Below are 22,804 nucleotides of genomic sequence, written 5' to 3'. Positions count from 1 at the left end.
CATTATTAGTAACATCATAACAAAAACAACTCGAATAAGAAAAACTTTAACAATACCATATTTTTAAGGAAAAATGAGGGCATTAAAAAAAACCGTTATGATGATAACGGTTTCAGGAAAGCCATTTGGGCGGAGTGTCTTTCGACCAGTAGATGTCCCCGATGCTGATGTGGCGCTGGTACTCGTCACTTGCCAAATGGTAATGGAAATTGAACGAATAGCCTTCAAGCGGCTTTTTCTCAGTCCGGACATGGAAGCGGATTTCATCTTGCCCGCTGTCTTTGTCGTAAACGTGGAAGATTTTCTCGGCGTGGTCGCCGGACGGTTTTTCGGAAATTGCCAAATTGCGCAATCTGTCTTTACCATAAGCGGCCAGTTCCGTGTCGATGACATCCTGGATCGTCGGCAAAATACGCGTACGGAATTCCGAGTCGATCACCGGGCCGATACGCGAACCGAATTTCATGTAGGACTGTTCTTCAGCGGCTTGGCGGAAATCGGCAAGAATTGTGTCTGCCGTGACATAATATTCTGCAGGATCGATCCATTCAAGTGTATATTCTTTTGTTTGCCCTTGGCTTGCATGTGTTTTTGGCCCATCCTCTTCATCGAGCAAGGACTCCCAAATCATATGGTTTGGCGTAATGGCACCTAGCGTCAGAACCGTTACAGCAACCATCAAGGACTTCTGCCACCAACTCTTCACTAAACATCACCCTCAATTTTGAACATTTTGTCAAGATAGTTATAGTAATAAACGATTTGTATGTGGAAAGGTTTCATCTTGTTCCATTTCATTGTACAATAAAGCAAGTAAGTACGCCTTGTTTTTTTAAAAAAGGAGGAATTTTCATGGACGCTTCATTATTGATCGGATTGGGTCTATTGTTCATGCTTGTGTATTTGACTTCTCTATCCATCACAGACTAAAAAAATCTCCCGCTTTGGGAGATTTTTTATTTTGTCGAGAATGGTAAGAAACCGTATTTTCCGAAGCTTATCGCTCGCTTTCCGTGGGCTCGCGTCCAAGCCTCCTCAGCCGCTCTGCGCCTTGCGGGGTCTCGGCCGTCTCGCTGATCCACTGGAGTCGAGCGAACGCTTCTCCAAATACTTAACCAGATCATTGATTTTTGAATGCGGAAAAGATAATCTTTGTTTAATTTATAATGGATTACAGACTTCTTCAACACTTTGAAAAAAATCTCCCACGTTGGAAGATTTTTTTATTTATCAGTGTTCGGATGGATGACGCCGAAATGAAATTTTGTATTTGGGCGCACGCGCCGATTGAAGCCGAACGCCTCAAAATCAGTCGAGCGGAAATGTGCTTTCAAAACGACGCTTTTCCTTGCGACGCGCTTCGCTTGCTCTACCCATTCCTCCGTCAATTGCCCGTGGTCTGCATTGTTTCTAAGCGGCGCGAAGTTCGATGCTTCGGCAATCTGTTCCGTGAACATCGGATCCATATAAACGACATCGAAGGAATTATCATCAAGCCCTTTTAAATAATCGACCGCATTTTGAGAGGCGACTTGGATGCGCCTCATCGAATCGTGCAGTTTCGGCATGTCCTGATAATTTTTTAAGCCTTCACGGATGACATGGGCGATGACCGGGTCGCTTTCACAGCCAACCACTCGCCCCGTATCCCCAACGACAAGCGAAGCAATGAGCGCATCACTCGCCATACCGAGCGTGCAATCCAGATAGGCATCGCCCGGCTCGAGACCTGACACTTCAACGAGCGGATCGTTTTCGAGCGGCCGCTTCGAGCGGAATGCCGCCGAATTGGGATGAAAAAAGAACGGCTCGCTTTGTCCGACTGGATAAAGCTCGAGCCGTTCTTTTTTGCAGACGATGACGTCCGCAGCTAGTTCTTCGTGCAGTTTGTAGATCGGCCGCTTATTGCGCTCGACTGCCTGCAACCCAAGGAGCTGTGCCGTCTCTTGCGCACGGCGCTTGGTCGCATCAGTCGGCCGGTAAGCGGTCGTGACGATCGTCTTCACTGCGCGGCTTCCTCGATTGCTTGTTTCACGGCATCACGCACTTGCTCCATTTCAAAGCCTTCGATTTCTTCGCGCGGAATGAAATGCGCAAGCTGGCCGTCTTTTACGACCGCGATCGAAGGAGACGATGGCGGCACTTCCTCAAAATACTGACGCATCTGAGCTGTCGCTTCCTTGTCCTGTCCTGCAAATACTGTCACCAAATGGTCAGGCTTGTGCTCAGCCAATTCCACCGCTTCGCGTACGGCTGGGCGTGCAAGCCCTGCGGCGCATCCGCAGATTGAGTTGATGATCACGAGGCTCACGCCTTGTGAATTGCTCATATGTTCGTTGACATCTTCTGCCGTCGTCAGCTCCGTAAATCCGGATTCTGTCAGTTCTTTGCGCATTGGGACGACAATGCCTTTCATGTACTCATCGTATGCGTTCATGCTTTCGCCTACTTTCATAAGTTTATGTTTCCGCTTAGTTTAAAAGGAGTATCCACCGTTTACTATAACGTAAATTCTTACACTTTCATATCTTGTGGTTTGAGATGTGATTTTTTGTTAGTATTTCAGGATTTGGTTTTTTCTACAGTAAAGACTTTTCTCTGCTTCAGGACCTCAAATAAACTAAAACTTGTAAGGCCAGAAAACCTCCGTTTCATAACCGATTTACATAATCAAGATCCGTGGTCGGTTTTCCTGTGAAACCGATAACCTAAGCGACGATCAACGCAAAACAGAGACGAAGTTCACCAGATTATTGGTTACCTTTTTACTTCCACTAACAAATCCTTGATAATTGATACAAGAATTAAAAAAATAGTTTTGCTATCATTGTGTTTTCTTCTTTTTATCTCGTTTGCGTTTTCTTGCTGTACCTGGGGAAGTTCCTTGAGCAATGCGGATTAGTCAATTTGCTCAAGCACTAAATCCCTTAGTAGCTGCTGTTCTTTGCCGCCTGTATCTCTATTCAACTTAGCGAGCGCATTATAAAGAACTGGCGGAATGGGTGACCCCATCTGGGCGCAGTTTTCTAAAATGGATAGCCCTTCATTCACGACCAAGAAACTAGCGACCCCTAAGATTAAAAGGCCGTTAGTGTTTTACCTCATTTGAATAAAAAAGTATTCGATGTCGGCCGTCATGGTCAAAACAACGAATACTGCAAATTTCTTTATAAGTCCGGTCAGCCCAAGTGTACTGTTCAACGATTTCGTCATCCATGCTCGAAGCAGACCGGTGACCATATCCGAAAACATTAAAAATAATAGTACGACGGTGGCGGCATCAATCAAGCCTGCCAGATAAACAGCAAAGCTTGTGATTGTAGCCAAGATTCCCTAGGCCGCCGCGACCTTCCATCTGAGAATATGCTTCATCCTCTCTCATATCACAATACCCCTTACCTCTCTTTTTGGGGATATAAAAAGAGCACCCGCCATGGAGGCTCTAATGATATTAATTCATTTTTTCAACAGAATTTAACTTTTTTCTAATACCATCTAAATATAGTTCTTCAACATCTATTACAAAATCTTTTAATTCACTACTCAAGTAAATCCAGTTATCCCTTTCTTCTATTGTTTCCTTGTCGCGATTCTGAATAATTCTTTTACGAGCAAGGTTCCATTTAGAATTATCTTTTATGAAGTACATTGTTGACTCGTATAGAGGTCCCCCAACAACTTTCCGGTAATATGAACCGAATATTAGGTGGATATCTCCTTTTACATCGTAAATAGTGTAATGGTTAGTTCTGCCTCTGGAATAGGTAATTTCTTCAATCGATAATTTCACTAACAACATCTCCTTGTCAATAAATAACTTGCTACAGATTAGGAGAAATCGACAAACAAGCTAATCTTCAGCCTATTTATAGAGCAATTCATCTATCCAAATTGAGAAGTCTTCCTCGCTAAGAAGAGGTACGTGACTCAGGTCTGTTAAGTACACTTTTATGAGGCGTCTTAGGATGTCATCCATCTCTTCTGAAAGTTCTTCAACACTCCCTAAGAATTTCAAACTTTTTTTCATACTTCTTTCTGTGCTTACTGCACCATGGATATATTTGGATCTAAAAGAATAAGCAATACTAATGATTTTTTTGATTTTTACTTTCTCATCATAATCCTCGCCTAAAATTCTTGCGCCCCGATCTGATACTTGCATTGTTAACGCACTATCAGAAGTGGACAATAGAGACTCCAGAGCCGATATATAGTAAGTAATTCTTGGTTGTAATTCTGTCTGCTTTCTTGCTACAGAAACAAATCTAAGTGCTCGTTGAAATCGGTTAGTTGTGGCATAAGGGAACCCTTTATCCATATTAATAATCCCATCAGGAACACTAGACGTTTCACTGTGAGCGATTTTAGCAGAGTCCACATTCTTTGGTTTAACCATTAAATCAAACCACTTAACCGCTTCTTCTATTTCGTCTTTACTAAAGTCTATGTCTTTATAGTCACAATGAGAGTCACTATGAATAAAAACCCGCCTTGTAAAATGGGATTTTCCATAACCAAACTTACAAAGTTCAAAGTCAGAACTCACCGAATTATCTTTAACGAGCCATAAAGCATCAATAAAAGTAGCGATATAATCTATGAATTTTCGTTCAAAGAAGCTTAAGTCTTTCTCCTCGAGAGTTGCTGATGTAAAAAAGCAAACACTTGAGTTGATTTCTTTAACCTGCATGCTTCCTAATTCTTCATGCATATGACTATCAATAAAGTTCAATTGACTACCATTTTTCTCTAATCTGATGCCAGGAAAGTTCGGCACAGAAAGTTTTTTTCTTTTAAATGCTTCAGGTAAAACCAAGTGATGCATTACAGCTACTATTTCTGCCCTCAATATCATCCTTCCTCTCTAAGTCCATTATTCTACAAAGAGAGGAAGAATCCTGCTACTCTGCCATAAAACGAAACGCATACCGCTATTCAAAAGAATCACTTTTACCTGTGGCTGCAGCATAGCTGGGACTTTCATTAATATCATTTTTTTCAATATTACACGTTGTGCTATCAACATTGCCATCATGATTTCAGAAAGATTAGGAATTTGAGTATCACGTGTACACCAGCTGCTCCACCACCAAGCATTCTCCTACGAAGTGAGCACGATCCCTGACGTCCTGACTTGCGCTAGATTGATTTCGACTTCGGAGAAGTGGCGAGTTGTGGCTCAAGTGCTACTCAGCCCTTTACCCATTCGTTTCCTTACCATTTTGACCTGAAAAACCTGTTAGGGAAGGATAGCGGCGCAGTATCAGAGACTTATTGACTTTGAATAGATGGGAAACGCCTTGCTCTGAATTTGCACACTTGGTCTAATTGAAGATGGAAAGCTCTAGCTTATTGTGGACTTTCTGAATGCCGATGCAATTCATTGGAAGTCACATCAGCAACTGCATTCGTCCTGGCAGCGAGGAAGCAATGAAAACATCAACGTGAATTCTTTCTGAAGAAAACCGATTTTGCCGATGTAAGTGAAGCGCAGTTGACGGAAGCTCTTCAATTGATTAATCACCATCCACTAAAATGTCTGAAGTAGAAAATCTTCACCGAAGCCTTTGAAGAAGAACTGTTGTACTTAATTTTACAAACTAACAAAAAAGAGGACACTAAACAGCCGTTATACTGTCTGTGTCCTCCAGTTGACTGGTAGGAGTTATTCTTTCCGGAAAGTAGTCATTTAACAAAGTGCGGATGATAGACTCGTGTTTTTCTTTAAGATTATATGATTGGTTGATTTGCGTGTCTATAAATTTTCCTACACTAGGTGTGATTTCGCCTAAAATGATGCCTAATAGCACTAATAATGCATTTGAAATTTCTGCGCTCAAAATCCTCCCTCTCTATTTAAAGACGGTTTCTCTATTTTATTAGAGAATTAATTTTCTCTTCCCTTAGTCTAATTAATTCCATTTCTTCATTTTTTTTAAGATCAAGAATGACACTTAATGAAAATATTAACCGATCATGATTTTCTAAAAATAATTTATAGTATTCAGCGTTATCAATTCTATGTATTGAAGTAGTTCTTAACTCTCCTTTTAAAGTAGGAGTAATCTCCTTTAATATTTCAATTACTTTTATAGAATCTACATAAACTTTGTAGTAATCGTATGGAACGGAATAGTAATTCAACGTACTTAACTCTAATGCTGAATCATTTAATTCTTGAATGTAGTTATTAATGGCGGACATTGTCTTTGGTCTGAAATACGTTCCCTCCGCGTTAGCTATATCATCATCAATTTCAGACTTTATTAAATCCCCCCTATTCACAATTAAATATACCTTAGCTATATAGTCCGTACTTACTCTTAAGTGTGAATTAAGCTCGTTTATTCTTGTGTTTGTTTCTCCGTTTCTTATTTGCTTTTGCACGGAATATAGAGTGAATCCCCCAGCTAAAGTAGCACCAACAAGTGCACCTGCAAAAGTTCCTATCGCTCCGATAAGCTCATCATTATATTCAAAGTAAAAACTTCCGTTTAACATTCCTGTTATAAGAATAAAGATTACTGAAAATAAAATAACAATCACTATCCATAAAATCATACTATTTTGTTTGCTAGTGCTCAAAATCCTCCCCCTCTTCAAAGAGCAACCGAACCACTTTTACATTGGTCGTATTGATTTTCGTTTCTATTGTGCAATCAGGCAGCAAATCTTGCACGCCTATCTAAGGTGCTCATGACACATTGTTCTAGTAATTTCATTATATCCAATTCAAGTATTTTTGTCTCCCAAATCTCAATTTATTGTACACTCATTGTCTCCTCTGACCTCTGTCTTTTTACACAGCAATTAATCTGCATAACGACTTCGATGTTGTGCTTTAGAATTTCTTAAGCGTCGTATAAAATAGCTTACTATTTTCCTGTAACAAAATCTCTGGATTTTTATCAATCACTACATTCTTGAAATTCGGCTTTGTCACCAGTAACAGTTCTCCTGCTTCTTTAAGTTTTTTACTTCTACTCAACACTACATATCGATTCTAATCTTTTCATTTGCCTACAAACTCCAACTTCTCATCACTGTCTATAGCTCCCAAAATAATTCTCAAAATCTTATAATCACATCCAAAGCTTCTGGTAAACTGAAGCTGAAAAGGAAGTGAATCGTATGAAACCAAGAATCTCTGTCATTACCATCGGTGTGGACGATCTTGAGCGAGCGCTAGAATTTCACCGGGACGGCTTGGGCTTACCGACAGAAGGAATTGTCGGGGAAGAGTTCGATAACGGAGCCGTGGCCTTTTTCGATCTACAGCCAGGGCTGAAACTCGCCATTTGGAAACGCCAAGACATCGCCCACGAAACGAAAGTATCGATGGGCCCGCCAAGTCCTACAGAATTCACGCTCGGCCATAACGTCAACAGCAAAGCCGAAGTCGATGCGGTAATTGCCCAGGCTGAACAAGCTGGAGCCATTATAACTGATCCGGCTCACTATACCTTTTGGGGCGGCTACTCTGGCCATTTCCAAGACCCAGACGGCCATTTGTGGGAAGTTGTCTGGAATCCTGCATGGGGAGAAGTGGAATAATTCCTGTTTTAAATTAAAGGGGGATTAACATGAAATTACGCAATTTATTTTATGAGTCTTTTCTGTTCGTGCTGGTAATCGTTTCCGTCATCATTGCGCTCGTTTCCAATGAACGTTTCACCTTGGTTCATTGGATCATCTGGGGGATTTTCTTCGTTGATTATTTCATCCGCTTTTTTGCCGCTGAACGCAAATGGTATTTTATTAAATCGCATCCGCTCGAATTAATCGCCATTATTCCGCTGGATGCGATTTATCAGGCGGCGCGCTTTTTCATGTTTTTCCGGATGTTGAAATTATGGGGCATCCTCCCCCGCTTTTTAAGGCCTGTGTATGCCGTCTTAAAAACGAATGGCTTGGAAAAGCTGCTGATTTTCGCGGTCATTTTGATTTTTCTCGTGCCAATCCCAATGATCCTAATCGAACCCCAAATCGTTAATTACACCGATGCCATCTGGTGGGCGATCGTGACGATTACGACTGTCGGATATGGCGATATCACCCCAGAAACCGGTGTCGGGCGCTTGCTGGCAGCTATTTTGATGTTTGTCGGAATTGGTATTATCGGAACGTTTACCAGCGCCATTTCTGCCTATTTCGCCTCCCGCAGGCGAGCAATGGAAGAAGACCACGTGCTCGATATCGTCAATTCGATCAAAAAAATCGAAAAACTGACTGCAGAAGACCACCAGCTCATCCAGAACTATCTAAAGAAAAAAATGGAATGATATGCCTCTAGAAGCTTATACCTCTAAGCATAAGAAAAAGTCGGCCGCTTGTGAATTCCACAAGCGACCGACTTTTTTTATTCGTATTCATTTCTTATTTGTTCTTATATTGTCCGTTGATATACGACAGCATATCCCCGAAACTATCGTAATGGAACCAGTCATAGCGCATTTTCTGGTCCACTTCGCCTTCATCGTCGATATGCATGGAATTGGCGCTCAGCTGCAGAATTTCCGTATCTTCCACATCTGTCGGTTCTTGTTCGAACGCATGATCAGCGAATTTTTTCTTCACTGACTCATAGAACCTGTCGCGCTCTTCTTCTTTTTCAAATTCCCACGATTCGTATTTGCCGCGGCATAGGACTTCTATTGAATACACTTGTTTTTCAGCCATATTCTCTCTCCTCCAAGTAAAGCGTCGTATTGCTCTTTACCTCAAGGAAGCAGGCGGGAAACATTTCTTTCACGCTTAGTGTATTGATACAACGCTGACACATTCAAGAATTCATAGAAAGCAGAAGCCTTAACAAAAACAATCAATGAAATATTTTAGTGTTTGTAGAAGCGTCCGCTCGACTCCTGTGGATCAGCGAGACGGCCGAGACCCCGCAAGGCGCAGAGCGACTGAGGAGGCTTGGACGCGAGCCCACGGAAAGCGAGCGGTAAGCTTCGGAAAACAGGCTTATAAATTTCTTGTGAGTCTAAATCACTTATTGTCTTTCATCGTCTGGCGGGCTTCGGTCATTTGCTTCCATACCGAACCGCGCGCTTCTTCGCCTTGTTCGATGCGGGCGATCGCCATCTTGATCTGGAGCTTCACTTCGAACTCAGGATCATTTTCCGCTTCCTTAAGTGCCGGAAGCGCTCGTTCTGTCCCCGTTTCATACAAGAACATCGCAGCACGCCAGCGCACGAGCTTGTTCTTGTCTTTCAAGGTTTCGATCATGATCGGTTCGAACGCTTCGAAACCAAGGTCGCTGATGGTGTCGCCTGCTGTGCGGCGGACTGCCCATGATTTGTCTCTCATCGCCTGTTCTGCGTAAGGAACGACCGCTTCGTCATCGATGTCGCCGAGGTAGATGGCTGCTTGGCGGCGGATCGACATCTTGTCATCTTCCAATGCCTTGCCTAATAGCGGCAAATCCTCAAGATCTGCTTCGACGAGTTGGCCGAGCAATTGGAAGCGCGTCTCCCAATCCGGTGCGTCGAATTCTTCCAGCGACACTCTGCGTTTATTGATTTTGCCAGCCGCTTCATTCGATTCGGTTTTGCTCGTCAAGGATTCGAGGCGATCGTCAGGGTAAGCCGCTTCGATTTCTTCGACGATGCTTTGGCCAATTTCTGCTTTCTCGCCGTAGCGGACGCCGTAATCTGCCCATTTGCGCTGGAAAATGAAGTTTTCATCGGTTGGATCCATGACTTTGTTCATCGCCTGCACAAAACGTTCCGGCATCGCAAAGCGCTCTTCCGATTGCGAATCGAACACTTTTACTTGCAACGGAATACCTTTGAATTCCTGGACATGAACATACACTTCGCCGAAATGCTCATCGATCTCGAGTTCTTCCTCGGAGCCATTGCCTTCGCCGAAGACGCGGCGCACATCCGCAAGAATGCCTTCCCAGTCGGATTTCGCGTTGCGTTCGACTGCAAGGAAATCCGCGACATGATAGACGCCTTTGACGCCATCAATTGCCATGATTTCCTGCACTTCTTTCGGTGCTCCTTCAAGCTGGTCTTTCTTGTAATTATGGCTTTTCCCGAACGGCAATTCCTGGTCGATGATTACTTTCATCGTATTCGGGCTTGGTGTCGGTTCAATCGCTAGTATTTTCAAGATAACCCCTCCTGTATAAATTACGCTTCTGCCAGTTCCTGCAAATAGCTCCACCGTTCAATCAATTCATCGTATCGGGCGGTATAAGCATCGATTTGGTCGGTCAATTCCTGCAATTTATCAAAATCAGAGCCGGCCTTGGACATTTGGGCTTCGGTCTGTTCGATTTTCTCTTCCACTTCCGCAATTTCATCCAATATGCCATCATACTCTTTTTTCTCGAGGAAACTCATCTTCTTCTTTTTTTCGGGTGCCTGCAGTGCAGAGTCTGCAGCCGTTGTATCATTTGCCGCAGTAACAGCTTGCGGCTCAACTACCGGCTTTTTTTCTTTCAGCCAGTCCGTATAGAGTCCTTGGTATTCGTCGATCGTTCCGCTGCCAAGCGTCCATAGCTTTTTGGCGATCCGGTCAAGGAAAAAGCGGTCGTGGGAAATGGTTAAGACGACCCCCGGGAAATTCTCCAAAAAGTCTTCTAGGACGGATAAAGTTTGGATATCCAAATCATTCGTCGGCTCATCCAGCATCAAAATATTCGGTTTTTCCATCAACAATTTCAGCAAGTACAAGCGCTTGCGCTCGCCTCCTGACAATTTGCCGATCAAGGTGCCGTGAGCATTCGACGGAAACAGGAATCGTTCGAGCATTTGAGTCGCAGACAGACGTACGCCTTTTTCCGCTTCAAAATCGCTCGAGACTTCCTGGATATATTCGATCATGCGCTGGGATTCGTCCATTTCCGGCAAGCGCTGTGTGAAATGTGCGATCTTGACGGTGCTGCCGTAGTCCAGTGTGCCGCTTGTCGCTTCCAAGTCGCCGGCGATTAATTTCATCAATGTCGATTTGCCTGCGCCGTTCGGGCCGACGATGCCGATGCGATCGCCGCCTTGTAATAGAAAGTCGAAGGAATGGAAAATCTCGCGATCGCCGTAAGAAACGGCCAAATTTTCCCCTTCAATGATTTTCTTGCCGAGTCGTTGGCTTTGCATCGACAATTCAAGGCTCGTGTTATCCGACGTTGATTGAAGGTCTTCCGATAACTGGTCAAAACGCTGGATGCGTGCTTTTTGTTTCGTGCTGCGGGCTTTCGCGCCGCGGCGGATCCATTTCAGCTCCGAGCGGAAACGGTTGTGCATCTTCTGTTTTGTAGCTTCGGCCATTTCTTCTCTTACGGCTCTCGCTTCCAGGTAATCGCCGTAGTTTCCTTTGTGTGTGTACATCGTCTGATCCGCCAGCTCAAAGATATGCGTCGAGACGGCATCGAGGAAGTAACGGTCATGCGTCACGAACAGCATGGCGCTGTTCATGCGCAGAAGCGTTTCCTGCAGCCATTCAGTAGAGCCTGCGTCCAAATGGTTGGTCGGCTCATCCAAGAGAATCAAGTCGGCCGGTTCGATCAAGGCTTTCGCGAGCGCTACTCGTTTGCGCTGGCCGCCGGACAATTCGCTGATTTGCTGATCGTACATATCGATGCCAAGCTTGGTCAACGCCGTTTTGGCCAAAGCGTTGATGTCCCAGGCATTTTCACGTTCCATGCCTTCCTGGATTTTCATCAATTCTTCTTGCAATTGCTCAGATCCGGAGTCGGCGATCATGTTCTGCAGCGCTTTTTCATACGAACGATTGAGCGCAAGCAACGGCGAGTCGCCGGAGAAGACAGTCTCAAGAACAGTCAATGATTCATCGAACTCAGGCTCCTGCATCAAATAAGTAATCCGGTATTTTTTCGGATGGTCCATTTCCATCGTGTCGGATTCAAGATCTCCTGCTAAAATCGACAAAAGGGTCGACTTGCCGGTGCCGTTGACGCCGATCAAGCCGGCGCGTTCTCCCGGGTACAGCGAAAATTCAACATTGGTGAAGAGGGTTTTGACCCCCACTGATTTGCTTAAGTTTGTTACGTGTAAGTGGCTCATTTTTTCCCATCCGTTTCGTTTTGTAGTTGCTCTAGAAAGGATAGCATAAATCGGTGGCGTTCTTCAGCCATTTGCTTTCCGCTATCGGTCACCATGAGCTCTTTTAACAGCAAAAGTTTTTCATAAAAATGCGTCACGCTGCTCGTATCGCCGCTCCGGTATTCACTTTCGGTCATTTGGGTGCGTGCTTGTTCGTCTCGGTCATACAATTTACGGCCTTTTGCCCCGCCATAAGCAAAAGTTCTAGCGATGCCGATCGCGCCGATGGCATCAAGCCGGTCGGCATCACGGACGATTCTGCCTTCAAGCGTTTCTGGCTCATCATTCGTTCCACCTTTAAAGGAAACGGTCCGGATGATCGAGCGAATCTCGCCGCGCTCGGTATCTGTCAACTCGAGCTTCTGAAGGATTTCTTGTTCCGGATCTTCTCCTGGTTTTTTGTATTTCGGATCAGAGACGTCATGCAATAGCACGGCAAGCTCGATTATCGCTTGGTGGCCGCCTTCTGCTTGCCCGATATGGCGAGCGTTTTCCAGCACCCGCTCGATGTGCTGCCAATCGTGGCTCGCATCAAACTGTTCATAGATGATTTTTACTTTCATGCGGCAGTCCGCTATTACTTGGGGATTCATGGATTCTCTCCTTTAAGGTGTTCTGTTCCCATTATAACGTGAAACGGGTCGAAACGGCGCCCCATCGCCGTATTGACCTTATATGCACCATCATGTATAGTTAAGCCATCCATTGGCTTTACGGCTGAGGGTTCGACAATCTGAATATTAGGGGGAAGGTCCATGCACCACGGAATTGTGAAATGGTTCAATTCAGAAAAAGGCTATGGCTTTATTGAATGTGACAACGGTGATGATGTTTTCGTCCATTTTACCGGCATCCAAGGTGATGGTTTCCGATCGCTGCAAGAAGGCGCAGCCGTCTCGTTCGATATCATCGATGGCAATCGCGGGCCACAAGCAGCAAACGTTGCGCAGGACCAACCGTAAAAATTGAAATAGCAAAAGACCCAGGAATTTTTCCTGGGTCTTCTTTTTTATGGATTCACGACCATGTATAAGTCTGGCCCCAGCTTTCACGGGCTAATTTTTCGACTTGGTCGACGTCACTTTCTTCTACCATATACGTATCGCCTTGTTCATAAGGATTGTAATGGAATGCGTACATCCGTGCAACGAACTGATGGAACGGCAAGGATGACTCTCCTTCCAGTTCACCATGTCCTGACACGCTGGTCTCTATCCCCTGGCCCCAATTTTGGCCACTGTCATTGTTCGGGTTATAGAAATAGATCCGGTATTCATCATATGGATCCTCAGCAACGCGTTGTATGGATACTGCATGAAGCCCGAGCAGTTTGCCATGCACATTGGTGATGTAAATACCGACTGGATTCGGATAGATCATTTCATATCCTTCATTATAATCCGGATGGTGCGTCGCGTAGAACAGGCGGACGAATGCATCATAATCCGTCACAAAACCGGTGAGTGGATCGATGATATTCGCAAAGCCCCGCGGTATCCATTCGCCGTAAAATTCAGGATTGACCCATTTATGGCCGTCTTCCCCACGCAGGAAGGTTTTCTTCATCATTTCGTTGTAGATTTTATCGAGATGCGGCACGAGGACGCTGGAGACAGGATCGAGTTCATGATGGATCTCTGCCGCTACGCCGTCTTCAATGACATTAGAGTGGATTTCCTCCCCTTCAAAAATCATGTCTATGTCGTTTTCTCGAACCGCTCTCGCAACATAATCCAACAACTGCGAAATTCCGTGTTGAGACCATAAACTGATGGCACGAGCCGATTGGCAAGTCGGATTCAAGCCTTGCCCGATTCCGAGCGGTTGTCCGAGAACCGATATGACGCCGCCAATCAGTACACCATTGCCTGTGAGACCGCCTTTGCGGAATTCAGGGCGCAGAATGCGTTTCTTCACTTCCGGTCGAATGTCGATATCAAACAGCCTGCGAATACCGGGGATTAGCGGCTCCTGCGTCAAGACACCGCGGTCGAGCATGCGCGATAGTCCATAGATGACACGGCTGGTTTGAGGATAAATAGCAAACTGGACCATATCCTGGACCAATGCTTGGTTGGCATTGAAACTGGCTCTTCCCATTTCGGATAGATCCAAAAATTCAGGAATCAAATCCGGATTGCTTCTATTGATATAGCGCAGGTAAATAGCGGCAATCGGAGCGACCAATCCGGTCTTGTTCATGGATTCTGCGTATTGATGCGCTTCATGCTGCAAGGTTTCCGCATCTGATTCTGCTAACTTTTTACGGTAGGCCTTTAAATCAGGCTCCTGTTCGCTTAATGCGGTAGGGGCCGTAACTGCTTTTTCGAAATAATGCAATGTTTCCCTCGTCGTATCTTCGATTTCTTCACTGACCATTTGGGTTGCTGCATCAATCATGGAAACAATTCGGTCAACCATGATTGGCCGCTGAACCGTCAGCCGCTCGATTTCTTCGACGAGCTTGTGCGCTACCGCTTGATAAGAAAGCTTGCCTCCAAGGAAACGGAATAACCGTTCTCCGCGCTCTAAATGGGCGCCTCCGCCTTCTACACGCGCTTCTTCTGTCTCTGCTGGGAACAACAGATCCAAATTCAAGGCCAAAACCTCGTTTAAAAATGCGGAGGCTTCTTCAGGCGACACTTTTTCGTGGGTATATTGGCCCTCCGAAATTGACAGCATGCGCAATTCGCTCATCAATTCCACAACTGAATTCAAGCCCTTCACATGAAGTGAGCCACCGACAAATGCGGGTTCCAGATTTTCCGCTTCTGTCCAAGGGCCACCGTTGAACACTCCGGCCTTATCGAAATCCGACGCGTACTCGTAAAGCATCTCCAATCCTTCATCAGTTCCAGCAAGCTCCGTAGCCAGCTGGAAAACTTCCGTTTGGTACATGCTTTTCGCAAACGGCTTTGCCTCTTCTAGCGTACGGAGGGCTTGCCCAAATTTTTCTTTTAAAGTAGATGCTTCAGTCGCCATTGGTATACCCCCAAATTTTTAATGATAAAAATCATAATTCTCGTAAGTTTTCAGCAGCTCTTCCATGCGGTCGCTATTGTCCCCAAAAAAGAACAATGTCCCGTAATGATTTCCGAATCCGACACGTTCCGCCACTTTGGATGTGACCGGTATGAACAAATCGTGCTTTTCAAAATAGGAATCGGTTTTCAATTCCCCTGGGACGTCCAATTTTTCAATCAGTCTTACCCGCGGGTAAACCATTAAACTTCCAGCATACCCTGTCGCCGAAGTAACTTCTTCAGGGAAAAACTCATCAAGTTCTTCCGCAGTTGTATCGGGATCGCTGCACAAGATTTGCGCTTGGAAAGCGTTGAATCCATATGCACGTTCGATCAAATCGAAAATATGTCCGCCAGGGACGCGCGCTGCCACTTCCCCGAAGTTCAATGTCCCATCATGGGAAATAAAATATTCCGGGTGAATGACACCGTATTTGATTTCGAATGAATCAATCAACTTTTGAATCTGTTCTTTAATTTGAGGACGCCATTCTTCAAGAGCCGGTGAAGCCGGTACAAAATTGGAATGCCCGAGTTTGACGTATTCCGTTATATTGAGGAATTTAATTTCCCCATCGTGGACGAACACTTCACAAGAAAATTCCTGACCGTCCAAATGACTTTCCATTAAATAAGGGAATTCCTGGACTTCGATTTTATCGATGTCGTTGGCATCCTGGATCATCATATGCCCGACTGTGCCTGCCTTGTTCAACGGTTTGATATGGATCGGGTCATTGGTGTCTCCGTCAATTTTGATCAATGCATCATTGACGCGTTTCAAGAAGCGGTGAATGTCGTCTTTCGAATAAGCCTCTTCAAATACACCGACTTTGATTCCCGACATTTGCGCTTTACGTTTCATCAGTCCTTTATCGCGGAGCAAGAGTGAACGGTTGAACACACGAGGATCGTCAAAGAACCTAGCATTCAAGACACCTGCCCATTCCACCGTCTCTTCGTAAATCGGCACGGAAAGCTTGACGCCCATGTCTCTCAACTTCTCATATAGATGGTCTGAACCTTCATTCAAGCGATCAAAATCCCAAGGGATAAACGGGATATCATGTTCTTTTGCAAAGCTGATGAAATCTGGTGGCCCCACCACTACATAAGGACGTTTCAATTTGTCCATCGCTTCAATTGCTGGAATGCTCCAGCCTAGAATAGCTGTCTTTTTTTGGTTCGTGTTTGTATCAGTCATACATCTGCTCCTTTCGTTTCAATATTTTTATTATACAGTTTATTATTACCTAATCAAACCGAGTTAAACTAAAGCATGGAATTCCTCCAGGATTTAGCAAGAAAATAATGGAGCAGAATCAAAAAAATCCGTGCGCAAAAATGACTATTTCTGCACACGGATTGACAATTTTATTTTTTGTCAGTTCCAATTTTATTCAGCTCTTGACCCAAAAACTGCAATTGGGTACCGACTGTACATTCACTGATGCAAAAGCGATGCGCTGCTGTTTTTCCTTCATCCTTGCGGAGTTGGGCTTTGACGAAGCAGCCTTCACAATAGGTATTGAGTATTTCATCTATTTCGTTGATGATGGATACTTTTTTCATTCGGGTCCCTCCGCAAAATGTCATTCTATTATTCTACTATGAATTTGTTTTTTTCTGCAACAATCGGTATACTGGCTTGGGACATTTTCGTCCTTCAGCGGTTCGAAACTTCCCGCTCTACCAAAACTAAGGAGGAAGCAGTTTGTTTAATGAATTTTTAGGGCTCGGCTTCGCCCTGTTCAATTTTGTGTTATTGCTCATCATGTATAAAGTATTCGGCAAAACCGGGCTTTTCGCTTGGGTCGCATTCGCCACGATCTTGGCGAATATTCAAGTGACAAAAACAATTGAAATCATCGGTTTGACCGCGACGCTCGGCAATAGCTTGTATGCCTCGACTTTTCTGGCAACCGATATCCTCAACGAAAAGTATGGCAGAAAAGAAGCGAAAAAAGCAGTATGGCTCGGATTCTCATCATTACTGATCATGGTCATCACGATGCAATTCGGACTTCAGTTCATTCCAGCAGACAGTGATTTTGCGCATGAAGCACTCCAAACGGTGTTTGGATTGGTGCCGCAGATCGCCATTGCCAGTATGGTTGCCTACCTGCTTGCGCAGCATATCGACGTCATCGTCTTTTCGGCCTTGCGTAAAGTCTTTCCAAAAGACAGCCAGTTTTGGATCCGCAATAACGGCTCGACCTTGCTTAGCCAATTAATCGATACCTTGATCTTCACCTCGATCGCATTTTTCGGCGTCTTTCCTTTTGACGTCTGGATCCAAATCTTTATTTCGACCTATGTTTTGAAATTCATCGTATCGGTGCTTGATACACCATTTGGATATATAGCGAAAAAAATCACGCCATTCGATGAAAAGGAGGCCGCACGATGATCGAATTATTCGTAGATGCATCGACTGCCGGAAGCGCCAAAGTCAGCGCGGTCGGCGTGTTTTTGAGAGGCGAAGGACATTCCATCAAATGGAGTGAATACGTCGGCGAAATGGATAATCATCAAGCCGAATTCACGGCGCTATTAAAAGGGCTTGAGCTCGCTCGCCCGCTCGCGACCGGCATGGTGTCCATCAAATCAGATTCAAAACTCGTTGTCGATGCTTTCGAAAAACGCTTTGTGAAAAATCCGGTCTATAAAAAGCTGCTTGAGGAATGCTTGTTGATTGCGGACGGATTCGACTATTGCTTCATCAAATGGATTCCGGATTCCCAAAACAAGGCGGCCCATACACTTGCCAACGACAAACTCAAAGAACATAAATAAAGAAAGCAGCCGTTCAACTGAGCGGTTGCTTTTTACTTTGGGCATGCCAGGTACAGGCGATTCTGATATGATGGTGTCATACTGATTTACTGGAGGCTATATATGAGATCGAAACTAGGAACCGCACTCGATATTTTCATCATTCTGATCGGCCCATTCATCATCTACGCACGCATCGTGGACATCATGCAAAACGGCGTATCGCTTTATCCGTTATTATCGGTGATCATCGTCGGGCTCGCACTCGCTTTCGCCGTCTACAATTTGCTCCAGCTGTTGAAAGAACGGCAAAATAGCACTCCCCGCAAAAAATAGCAGAAATGAGGATCTCCCTTGAAAACGCTTTTATTGTATCTCATTCCATTAATCGTTTACGCACTGATGAATAATCTAGTCACCGATAGTTTCACTTGGCCACAATACCTGGTTCTGCTGTTCGCTTTTCTGGCGTTCCAGCTCGGTCGGCTGCGCTATCCAAAAAACAAAGTACCGCCCGCAGCAAAAGTGACACAGGCCGTCTTTTACGTTTTGACGGTCGCCATCATTTTCCGCGATAAGTATTTGGACGCCGGGCTGGTCAATTTGATGATCGTCCTTGTGGCAGTGTTCGTCATCGTCGAATGGATTATTGCTAAACCGCAACAAAAGACAAATGCATAACTAAAAAAAACGCGGAGCCCAAGTCCTGGGCTTCGCGTTTTCCTATACATTTAAATGACATACCACAGGATGAATAGCACGACTGCGATGCTGATCCACGTGATGATGCGCACCAAATTGCGTTTTTTGCGCAGCTCTTCTTGTTCTTTGACGTCTTTTAGCAGCGGCATTTTTTGTCCTCCTCGCTGTATTTCATTTCCCATCGCTTCCTGCTTCGATTATGATGAATAAAAAGGAGGTTTTCAAGTTGAAAAAATGGCTTTTTTTCGGAATTCTCGCAGCAGCTCTTGCCGGATGCAGCAATGGGCCGGCGAATCCCGATGAAGCGACCGCACCTGCAGATGTCATCGCCACAGACCTTGAAGCCCCTTGGTCAATCAATAAGCAAGGAGACGCTTTCTATATATCCGAACGTCCAGGCACAGTCGCTTATATCGATGCCGAAGGAAAGTTGGAACGCCAGGATGTCGATTTCTCTTCGCCTTTGTCCTCGGCTTCCGAAGCCGGATTTCTCGGATTCGTGCTGAAGCCGGATTTTGATGACTCACAGGAAGCTTACGGCTATTATGTTTATGAAGACAATGGCAATTCTTATAATAAAATTGCGGAATTCCGTTTAGACGGCGGCAGTTGGTCCGAAACGGCCGTACTCTTGTCAGGCATTCCGACAGGCAAGGTCCATCACGGCGGCAGGTTAGAATTCAGTGAAGACGGAACGCTTTATGCGACCATCGGAGACGCATCCGAACCGGACCTCGCGCAGGACCCTGCTTCAGTCAACGGGAAAATTCTCCGCCTCAATGAATTCGATGAATTTGAAATTTACTCACTCGGCCATCGCAACCCACAAGGTTTGGCGTGGGATGAGGAGACGATGTATGCCGCAGAACATGGCCAATCCGCTAACGACGAAATCAACGTCATCGAACAGGATGCCAATTATGGCTGGCCCGATATTGAAGGGGAAGAAACGGCGGATGGCTTAGAAGCACCTCTAGCAACTAGCGGCGCCGATGATACGTGGGCGCCGAGCGGAATCGATTTTCACGATGGTGCACTGTATATCGCAGCGCTTCGCGGGACGGCGATCAAAGTGCTGGATCCTGAATCGGCAGAAATCACTGATTCCATCGAAGGATATGGCCGCATCCGCGACGTCTATTCAGACGGTGACGATTTGTATTTCATTACGAATAATACCGACGGCCGCGGCACACCGACAGAAGGCGACGACAAACTGTATATTCTGAATGAGCAATAAAAAAAGCAGAGACCGAGGTCTCCGCTTTTTTTATTTCATTTTTGCAGCTTCAGCACCATCAGCAATTCATCGATATAACGGCCTTCTGCCTTTTGGGCATTCGGTGTGATGCCGATGCGCTGAAAGCCGGATCGTTCGTAAAAACGGATGGCGCGCGGATTTGCGGAATTGACGGCCAGTTCGAGCTGCTCGAGCCCATCGCATTCTCTCGCATACGCCAACAAATGATCTAAAAGTTTTGGCGCAAGCCCTGTCCCTCTTGTTTCTTCCGCTGCATATACGGCAAGCACTTCGGCTCTGTGGCTGGTCTTCTTCCCTGACAATCTGAGCAATGTCATCATCACGAGCAAACGGCCTTCTTTGTACGCGCCGAATGTCACGGCTGAAGGATTGGCAAGATTTTTAGCTGTCGCACTTACCGGCCTTTGGCTTGCTTCATTAAAATCAGTCGAAAACGCATCGGCATCTGTCTGCAATGCTGTCAATCGAAGTTTTCGGTACTGTTCAGCATCATCTTGTGTTAATCGACGATAGTCCATGGCATTCATCCTTTCTTTAACGGAATTCTTGGACGACACGCCCTTTTCCATCGTCAACGTGGAAAATCGCGTGCACCCCATTTACCAGAGTCACTTGCGGCGGCTGATGGCCGATATCGGCATCATAAACGATGGGGACTTTTAATTGTCCCGCCAGTTCCTGATACACCATTTCTGCGGTATAACCTTGCACAGCATCGTTCGCTTCGCTTCTGCCGAAGATGATGCCTGAACAATTATCGAACCAGCCTGCATATTTCATCTGCAATAAACTGCGCTTTAAATCTGGTGTATTCATTTCACAGTTTTCGAAAAACCAGACGACTGGTTCACTCGTAATGAATTTCTTCCGGAAGGCGCCCACATCACCATATGGCGTACCGATCAAGTGGCGGATCACATCGATGCATCCGCCGAGAAGACGGCCTTCCAGTCGTTCCGCGTGTCCTGATACAGTTTTCCAAATGGTCGGCTCGGTCAATTTGAAGACGTGAGATGTCGGCTTGTCATGGTCCCAATTTTTCTGGTAATGGTCTGACGAAACTTGCTTAAGGACCATGCCTTTCGTCGAAGACAGCACATCGACCCAGCGCGCAGTGGTCGGATCGGTTTCACTGCCGCGCAAGTCGACGATATTGGTGCCATGTGCTGTCGCAATCCCGGTATTCAAAGTGATTGCCAATGACAGCAAGCTGACATCCGAATACCCAAGAAGCCATTTCGGCGTGAACTTCTGGAAATCCACATGTTCCAACACTTCCAATAATAGCTCCCCACCCCACGGCGGGATGATCGCGTCGACTGTGGAGTCCCGCCAAATGCTGATCAGTTCTTTCGCGCGGATGGCTGCAGGCGACGACTTCGCTTCTTTTTGGCTCCAGGCGTTTGGCGTAGCCTTAACAGCAAAGCCTTGCTGCTCCAATTGGGCAATCGCTCCTTCAAGCAAATGATGAAGTTCTTCAGACACTCCTGAAGAAGGCGCAGTGACGCCGATGGTTTTTAACGGTCGATCGGGATAACGGATCATCGTCTCTCCTCCTTACCAATTGATGTAGTTGAACAGTACATAAACGATGCCCATCAGTAAAGCAGCCCCAAAACCGGTCAACACGACATGGACCAATCCGTCCACCAAGAGATTCGGCTGCTTATCGAGACGCTTGCCTTTGAACTGTGAAAAATCCGGCGGTGTTTCTTTCAAATTGCGTTGCTGTATGGACAGGTCATTTTCTTCGTATTGTTTGCTCATATATATACACCCCTATAATCTAACATTTTTAAATTATTTCACTTTTATAAGTATACTAAAAACAGTATCAAGAAAACATGCTAGTTTTTTGCATCATATCCTATATTTTGGCTATAGCCCGATTTTTCGGGTATAGGGTGTAGGTAGCCATATTTTAAGGAGGAAATTGAAATGAAAACACTCGTAATCGGAGCAAACGGCAAGATCGGACAGCACTTGGTGCGCCAGCTTGCGAAACATCCAGAGCACACTGTGAAAGCGATGATCCGGAAAGCCGAGCAGCGCCCGTTTTTTGAAGAGCTAAAAGCGGAAACCGTTGTGGCAAGCCTCGAAGGAAGCGTGGAAGAACTGCAAAAAGCGATGGCTGACTGCGATGCAGTGGTCTTCACTGCTGGCAGCGGCGCTTCGACCGGTGCAGACAAAACGATGACTGTCGATTTGGACGGCGCGGCAAAAGCGGTTGAAGCCGCAGAATTAGCCGGCATCAATCGCTTCATCATGGTCAGCGCCATCCATGCCGATGACCGCTCCCATTGGACCAAGGAAATGACGCCGTACTATATCGCCAAACACCACGCCGATCGCATCTTGCAATCGAGCAGCTTGGCGTATACAATCGTCCGGCCCGGCTTATTGATAGACGATCCGGGAACAGGGCAAATTGCCGCAGGCGGGAAACTCGATGTCGGCAGCATTCCGCGAGAAGACGTCGCAGCTGTCATCGTCGCGTGTCTCGAATCCACAGATCTCACAGACAAAGTATTCCAACTAACTTCAGGAGACAGCCAAATCGAAGACGCCTTGAAAAATATTTGATAAAACGCAAAAGCAGGTGAAGAATTTCTCTTCACCTGCTTCAGCTTGTTGAGAAACTCATTTTGTATGTGACTGGCTATTGGCGAGTCAGAAATACATGGGTTTCCAGTTGATTTTTAGGGGCTGTCCCATAAGCCCCTAAAATAAAACAGACGGAGAAAAAGAAATTCTTTTTCTCCGTCTGTTTTTCATTTGTTGGTGAAGACACTGAAAGTAGCCGGCGCATGCTGGCTACTTTCAGGAGGTTGTGGGCCAATGCCACAATCCCGAACTCTGTATGCACTTTTTCTAAGCCCCGGAGGAGAAATCGGCGGAACGACCGATTGCCCTTGATATGACCGAACACACTTTCTACGTCAATTTTGCGTTGCGCGTAGATTTGTGTC

Annotated in this window: 27 protein-coding genes and 2 pseudogenes; 10 read left to right on the top strand and 19 right to left on the bottom strand. The window is 45.5% G+C overall.

The features are described 5' to 3' along the window. Positions 1-112: 112 nt before the first annotated feature. The 6 genes and pseudogenes from KTG14_RS15490 to KTG14_RS15460 all read right to left on the bottom strand — a co-directional run bounded on the left by KTG14_RS15490 (position 113) and on the right by KTG14_RS15460 (position 4,849). Positions 113-706: a YpjP family protein gene (locus KTG14_RS15490; protein ID WP_211654283.1), complete on the bottom strand. Its 594-nt coding sequence runs from the start codon at positions 704-706 to the stop codon at positions 113-115. A gap of 517 nt (positions 707-1,223) precedes the next feature. After that, positions 1,224-2,006, bottom strand: coding sequence for a class I SAM-dependent methyltransferase (locus KTG14_RS15485; protein ID WP_216971738.1), 783 nt, complete (start codon positions 2,004-2,006; stop codon positions 1,224-1,226). Beyond that, entirely contained in the window at positions 2,003-2,437 is a 435-nt protein-coding gene (locus KTG14_RS15480; protein WP_216971737.1) for a BrxA/BrxB family bacilliredoxin, read from the bottom strand. Before KTG14_RS15480 ends, KTG14_RS15485 begins: the two co-directional genes overlap by 4 nt. 461 nt (positions 2,438-2,898) lie before the next feature. Continuing rightward, positions 2,899-3,327: pseudogene (locus KTG14_RS17880) on the bottom strand (phage holin family protein). Between the two features lie 124 nt (positions 3,328-3,451). Then, positions 3,452-3,790 (bottom strand): hypothetical protein, encoded by a 339-nt coding sequence (locus KTG14_RS15465; protein ID WP_069575970.1) that lies wholly within the window; start codon positions 3,788-3,790, stop codon positions 3,452-3,454. A 72-nt stretch (positions 3,791-3,862) separates the two neighbouring features. Then, entirely contained in the window at positions 3,863-4,849 is a 987-nt protein-coding gene (locus tag KTG14_RS15460; RefSeq protein ID WP_216971735.1) for a HEPN domain-containing protein, read from the bottom strand. A 556-nt stretch (positions 4,850-5,405) separates the two neighbouring features. Here KTG14_RS15460 and KTG14_RS18115 point away from each other — a divergent pair. Then, positions 5,406-5,548: pseudogene (locus KTG14_RS18115) on the top strand (IS30 family transposase); the annotation flags it as partial. Between the two features lie 70 nt (positions 5,549-5,618). Here the strand turns inward: KTG14_RS18115 and KTG14_RS15455 are convergent. Continuing rightward, on the bottom strand, positions 5,619-5,840 hold the full coding sequence (locus tag KTG14_RS15455) for a hypothetical protein (protein WP_216971734.1): 222 nt from the start codon (positions 5,838-5,840) through the stop codon (positions 5,619-5,621). Between the two features lie 31 nt (positions 5,841-5,871). Beyond that, the gene (locus KTG14_RS15450; RefSeq protein ID WP_216971733.1) at positions 5,872-6,585 is read right to left on the bottom strand and encodes a hypothetical protein; all 714 of its coding nucleotides are present in this window, start codon (positions 6,583-6,585) and stop codon (positions 5,872-5,874) included. 546 nt (positions 6,586-7,131) lie between these two features. Here KTG14_RS15450 and KTG14_RS15445 point away from each other — a divergent pair. Together KTG14_RS15445 and KTG14_RS15440 are read left to right on the top strand one after the other, a co-directional pair. After that, on the top strand, positions 7,132-7,554 hold the full coding sequence (locus KTG14_RS15445) for a VOC family protein (protein ID WP_216971732.1): 423 nt from the start codon (positions 7,132-7,134) through the stop codon (positions 7,552-7,554). 29 nt (positions 7,555-7,583) lie between these two features. Next, on the top strand, positions 7,584-8,282 hold the full coding sequence (locus tag KTG14_RS15440; protein WP_216971731.1) for a potassium channel family protein: 699 nt from the start codon (positions 7,584-7,586) through the stop codon (positions 8,280-8,282). Positions 8,283-8,376: 94 nt separating this feature from the next. On the opposite strand, the gene KTG14_RS15435 is transcribed toward KTG14_RS15440, so the two are convergent. The 4 genes from KTG14_RS15435 to KTG14_RS15420 all read right to left on the bottom strand — a co-directional run bounded on the left by KTG14_RS15435 (position 8,377) and on the right by KTG14_RS15420 (position 12,667). After that, positions 8,377-8,679 (bottom strand): hypothetical protein, encoded by a 303-nt coding sequence (locus KTG14_RS15435; protein ID WP_216971730.1) that lies wholly within the window; start codon positions 8,677-8,679, stop codon positions 8,377-8,379. Between the two features lie 312 nt (positions 8,680-8,991). Then, positions 8,992-10,122, bottom strand: coding sequence for a conserved virulence factor C family protein (locus KTG14_RS15430; protein ID WP_216971729.1), 1,131 nt, complete (start codon positions 10,120-10,122; stop codon positions 8,992-8,994). A gap of 20 nt (positions 10,123-10,142) precedes the next feature. Next, complete coding sequence (locus KTG14_RS15425; RefSeq protein WP_216971728.1) at positions 10,143-12,035, bottom strand: ABC-F family ATP-binding cassette domain-containing protein; 1,893 nt, start codon at positions 12,033-12,035, stop codon at positions 10,143-10,145. Continuing rightward, the gene (locus tag KTG14_RS15420) at positions 12,032-12,667 is read right to left on the bottom strand and encodes an HD domain-containing protein (protein ID WP_216971727.1); all 636 of its coding nucleotides are present in this window, start codon (positions 12,665-12,667) and stop codon (positions 12,032-12,034) included. Before KTG14_RS15420 ends, KTG14_RS15425 begins: the two co-directional genes overlap by 4 nt. Positions 12,668-12,829: 162 nt before the next feature. Here KTG14_RS15420 and KTG14_RS15415 point away from each other — a divergent pair, with 162 nt between their 5' ends. Next, on the top strand, positions 12,830-13,036 hold the full coding sequence (locus KTG14_RS15415) for a cold-shock protein (RefSeq protein ID WP_112231757.1): 207 nt from the start codon (positions 12,830-12,832) through the stop codon (positions 13,034-13,036). 55 nt (positions 13,037-13,091) lie between these two features. On the opposite strand, the gene KTG14_RS15410 is transcribed toward KTG14_RS15415, so the two are convergent. The 3 genes from KTG14_RS15410 to KTG14_RS15400 form a co-directional block, all read right to left on the bottom strand. Further along, on the bottom strand, positions 13,092-15,056 hold the full coding sequence (locus tag KTG14_RS15410) for a hypothetical protein (RefSeq protein WP_216971726.1): 1,965 nt from the start codon (positions 15,054-15,056) through the stop codon (positions 13,092-13,094). A gap of 18 nt (positions 15,057-15,074) precedes the next feature. After that, the gene (locus tag KTG14_RS15405; RefSeq protein ID WP_216971725.1) at positions 15,075-16,301 is read right to left on the bottom strand and encodes an ATP-grasp domain-containing protein; all 1,227 of its coding nucleotides are present in this window, start codon (positions 16,299-16,301) and stop codon (positions 15,075-15,077) included. Positions 16,302-16,471: 170 nt separating this feature from the next. After that, positions 16,472-16,669: a zinc-finger domain-containing protein gene (locus tag KTG14_RS15400; protein ID WP_216971724.1), complete on the bottom strand. Its 198-nt coding sequence runs from the start codon at positions 16,667-16,669 to the stop codon at positions 16,472-16,474. A gap of 142 nt (positions 16,670-16,811) precedes the next feature. On the opposite strand from KTG14_RS15400, the gene KTG14_RS15395 reads away from it, so the two are divergent. The 5 genes from KTG14_RS15395 (at position 16,812) to KTG14_RS15375 (ending at position 19,814) form a co-directional block, all read left to right on the top strand. After that, the gene (locus tag KTG14_RS15395; RefSeq protein WP_216971723.1) at positions 16,812-17,507 is read left to right on the top strand and encodes a queuosine precursor transporter; all 696 of its coding nucleotides are present in this window, start codon (positions 16,812-16,814) and stop codon (positions 17,505-17,507) included. Beyond that, positions 17,504-17,893 carry a ribonuclease HI family protein gene (locus tag KTG14_RS15390; RefSeq protein WP_216971722.1) on the top strand — a complete coding sequence of 130 codons (390 nt, stop codon included), beginning with the start codon at positions 17,504-17,506 and terminating at the stop codon, positions 17,891-17,893. Before KTG14_RS15395 ends, KTG14_RS15390 begins: the two co-directional genes overlap by 4 nt. A 102-nt stretch (positions 17,894-17,995) precedes the next feature. Further along, a complete protein-coding gene (locus KTG14_RS15385; protein ID WP_216971721.1) occupies positions 17,996-18,208 on the top strand; it encodes a hypothetical protein in 213 nt (70 codons plus the stop codon). A gap of 18 nt (positions 18,209-18,226) precedes the next feature. Next, positions 18,227-18,553, top strand: a complete 327-nt coding sequence (locus KTG14_RS15380) for a hypothetical protein (RefSeq protein WP_216971720.1) — start codon at positions 18,227-18,229, stop codon at positions 18,551-18,553. 247 nt (positions 18,554-18,800) lie between these two features. Next, positions 18,801-19,814 carry a PQQ-dependent sugar dehydrogenase gene (locus KTG14_RS15375; protein WP_254178204.1) on the top strand — a complete coding sequence of 338 codons (1,014 nt, stop codon included), beginning with the start codon at positions 18,801-18,803 and terminating at the stop codon, positions 19,812-19,814. A 35-nt stretch (positions 19,815-19,849) separates the two neighbouring features. Here KTG14_RS15375 and KTG14_RS15370 read toward each other — a convergent pair whose 3' ends face one another. From KTG14_RS15370 to KTG14_RS15360, 3 genes are read right to left on the bottom strand one after another with little or no spacing between them, the layout of a single operon-like run. After that, positions 19,850-20,353, bottom strand: a complete 504-nt coding sequence (locus KTG14_RS15370; protein WP_216971719.1) for a GNAT family N-acetyltransferase — start codon at positions 20,351-20,353, stop codon at positions 19,850-19,852. Between the two features lie 16 nt (positions 20,354-20,369). Beyond that, on the bottom strand, positions 20,370-21,380 hold the full coding sequence (locus tag KTG14_RS15365; protein ID WP_216971718.1) for a S66 family peptidase: 1,011 nt from the start codon (positions 21,378-21,380) through the stop codon (positions 20,370-20,372). Positions 21,381-21,392: 12 nt separating this feature from the next. After that, positions 21,393-21,602, bottom strand: coding sequence for a hypothetical protein (locus KTG14_RS15360; RefSeq protein WP_216971717.1), 210 nt, complete (start codon positions 21,600-21,602; stop codon positions 21,393-21,395). 171 nt (positions 21,603-21,773) lie between these two features. On the opposite strand from KTG14_RS15360, the gene KTG14_RS15355 reads away from it, so the two are divergent. Continuing rightward, on the top strand, positions 21,774-22,418 hold the full coding sequence (locus KTG14_RS15355) for an SDR family oxidoreductase (protein WP_216971716.1): 645 nt from the start codon (positions 21,774-21,776) through the stop codon (positions 22,416-22,418). Between the two features lie 76 nt (positions 22,419-22,494). On the opposite strand, the gene KTG14_RS17875 is transcribed toward KTG14_RS15355, so the two are convergent. Then, positions 22,495-22,804, bottom strand: a 310-nt coding sequence (locus tag KTG14_RS17875; protein WP_254178203.1) for a transposase, incomplete at its 5' end; no start/stop codon positions are given.

The organism is Planococcus sp. CP5-4_YE (assembly GCF_019042655.1).
Classification (GTDB): Bacteria; Bacillota; Bacilli; order Bacillales_A; family Planococcaceae; genus Planococcus.
Note: the sequence above shows the minus strand (reverse complement) of the source record. Positions and strands in the feature narration are given on the sequence as shown.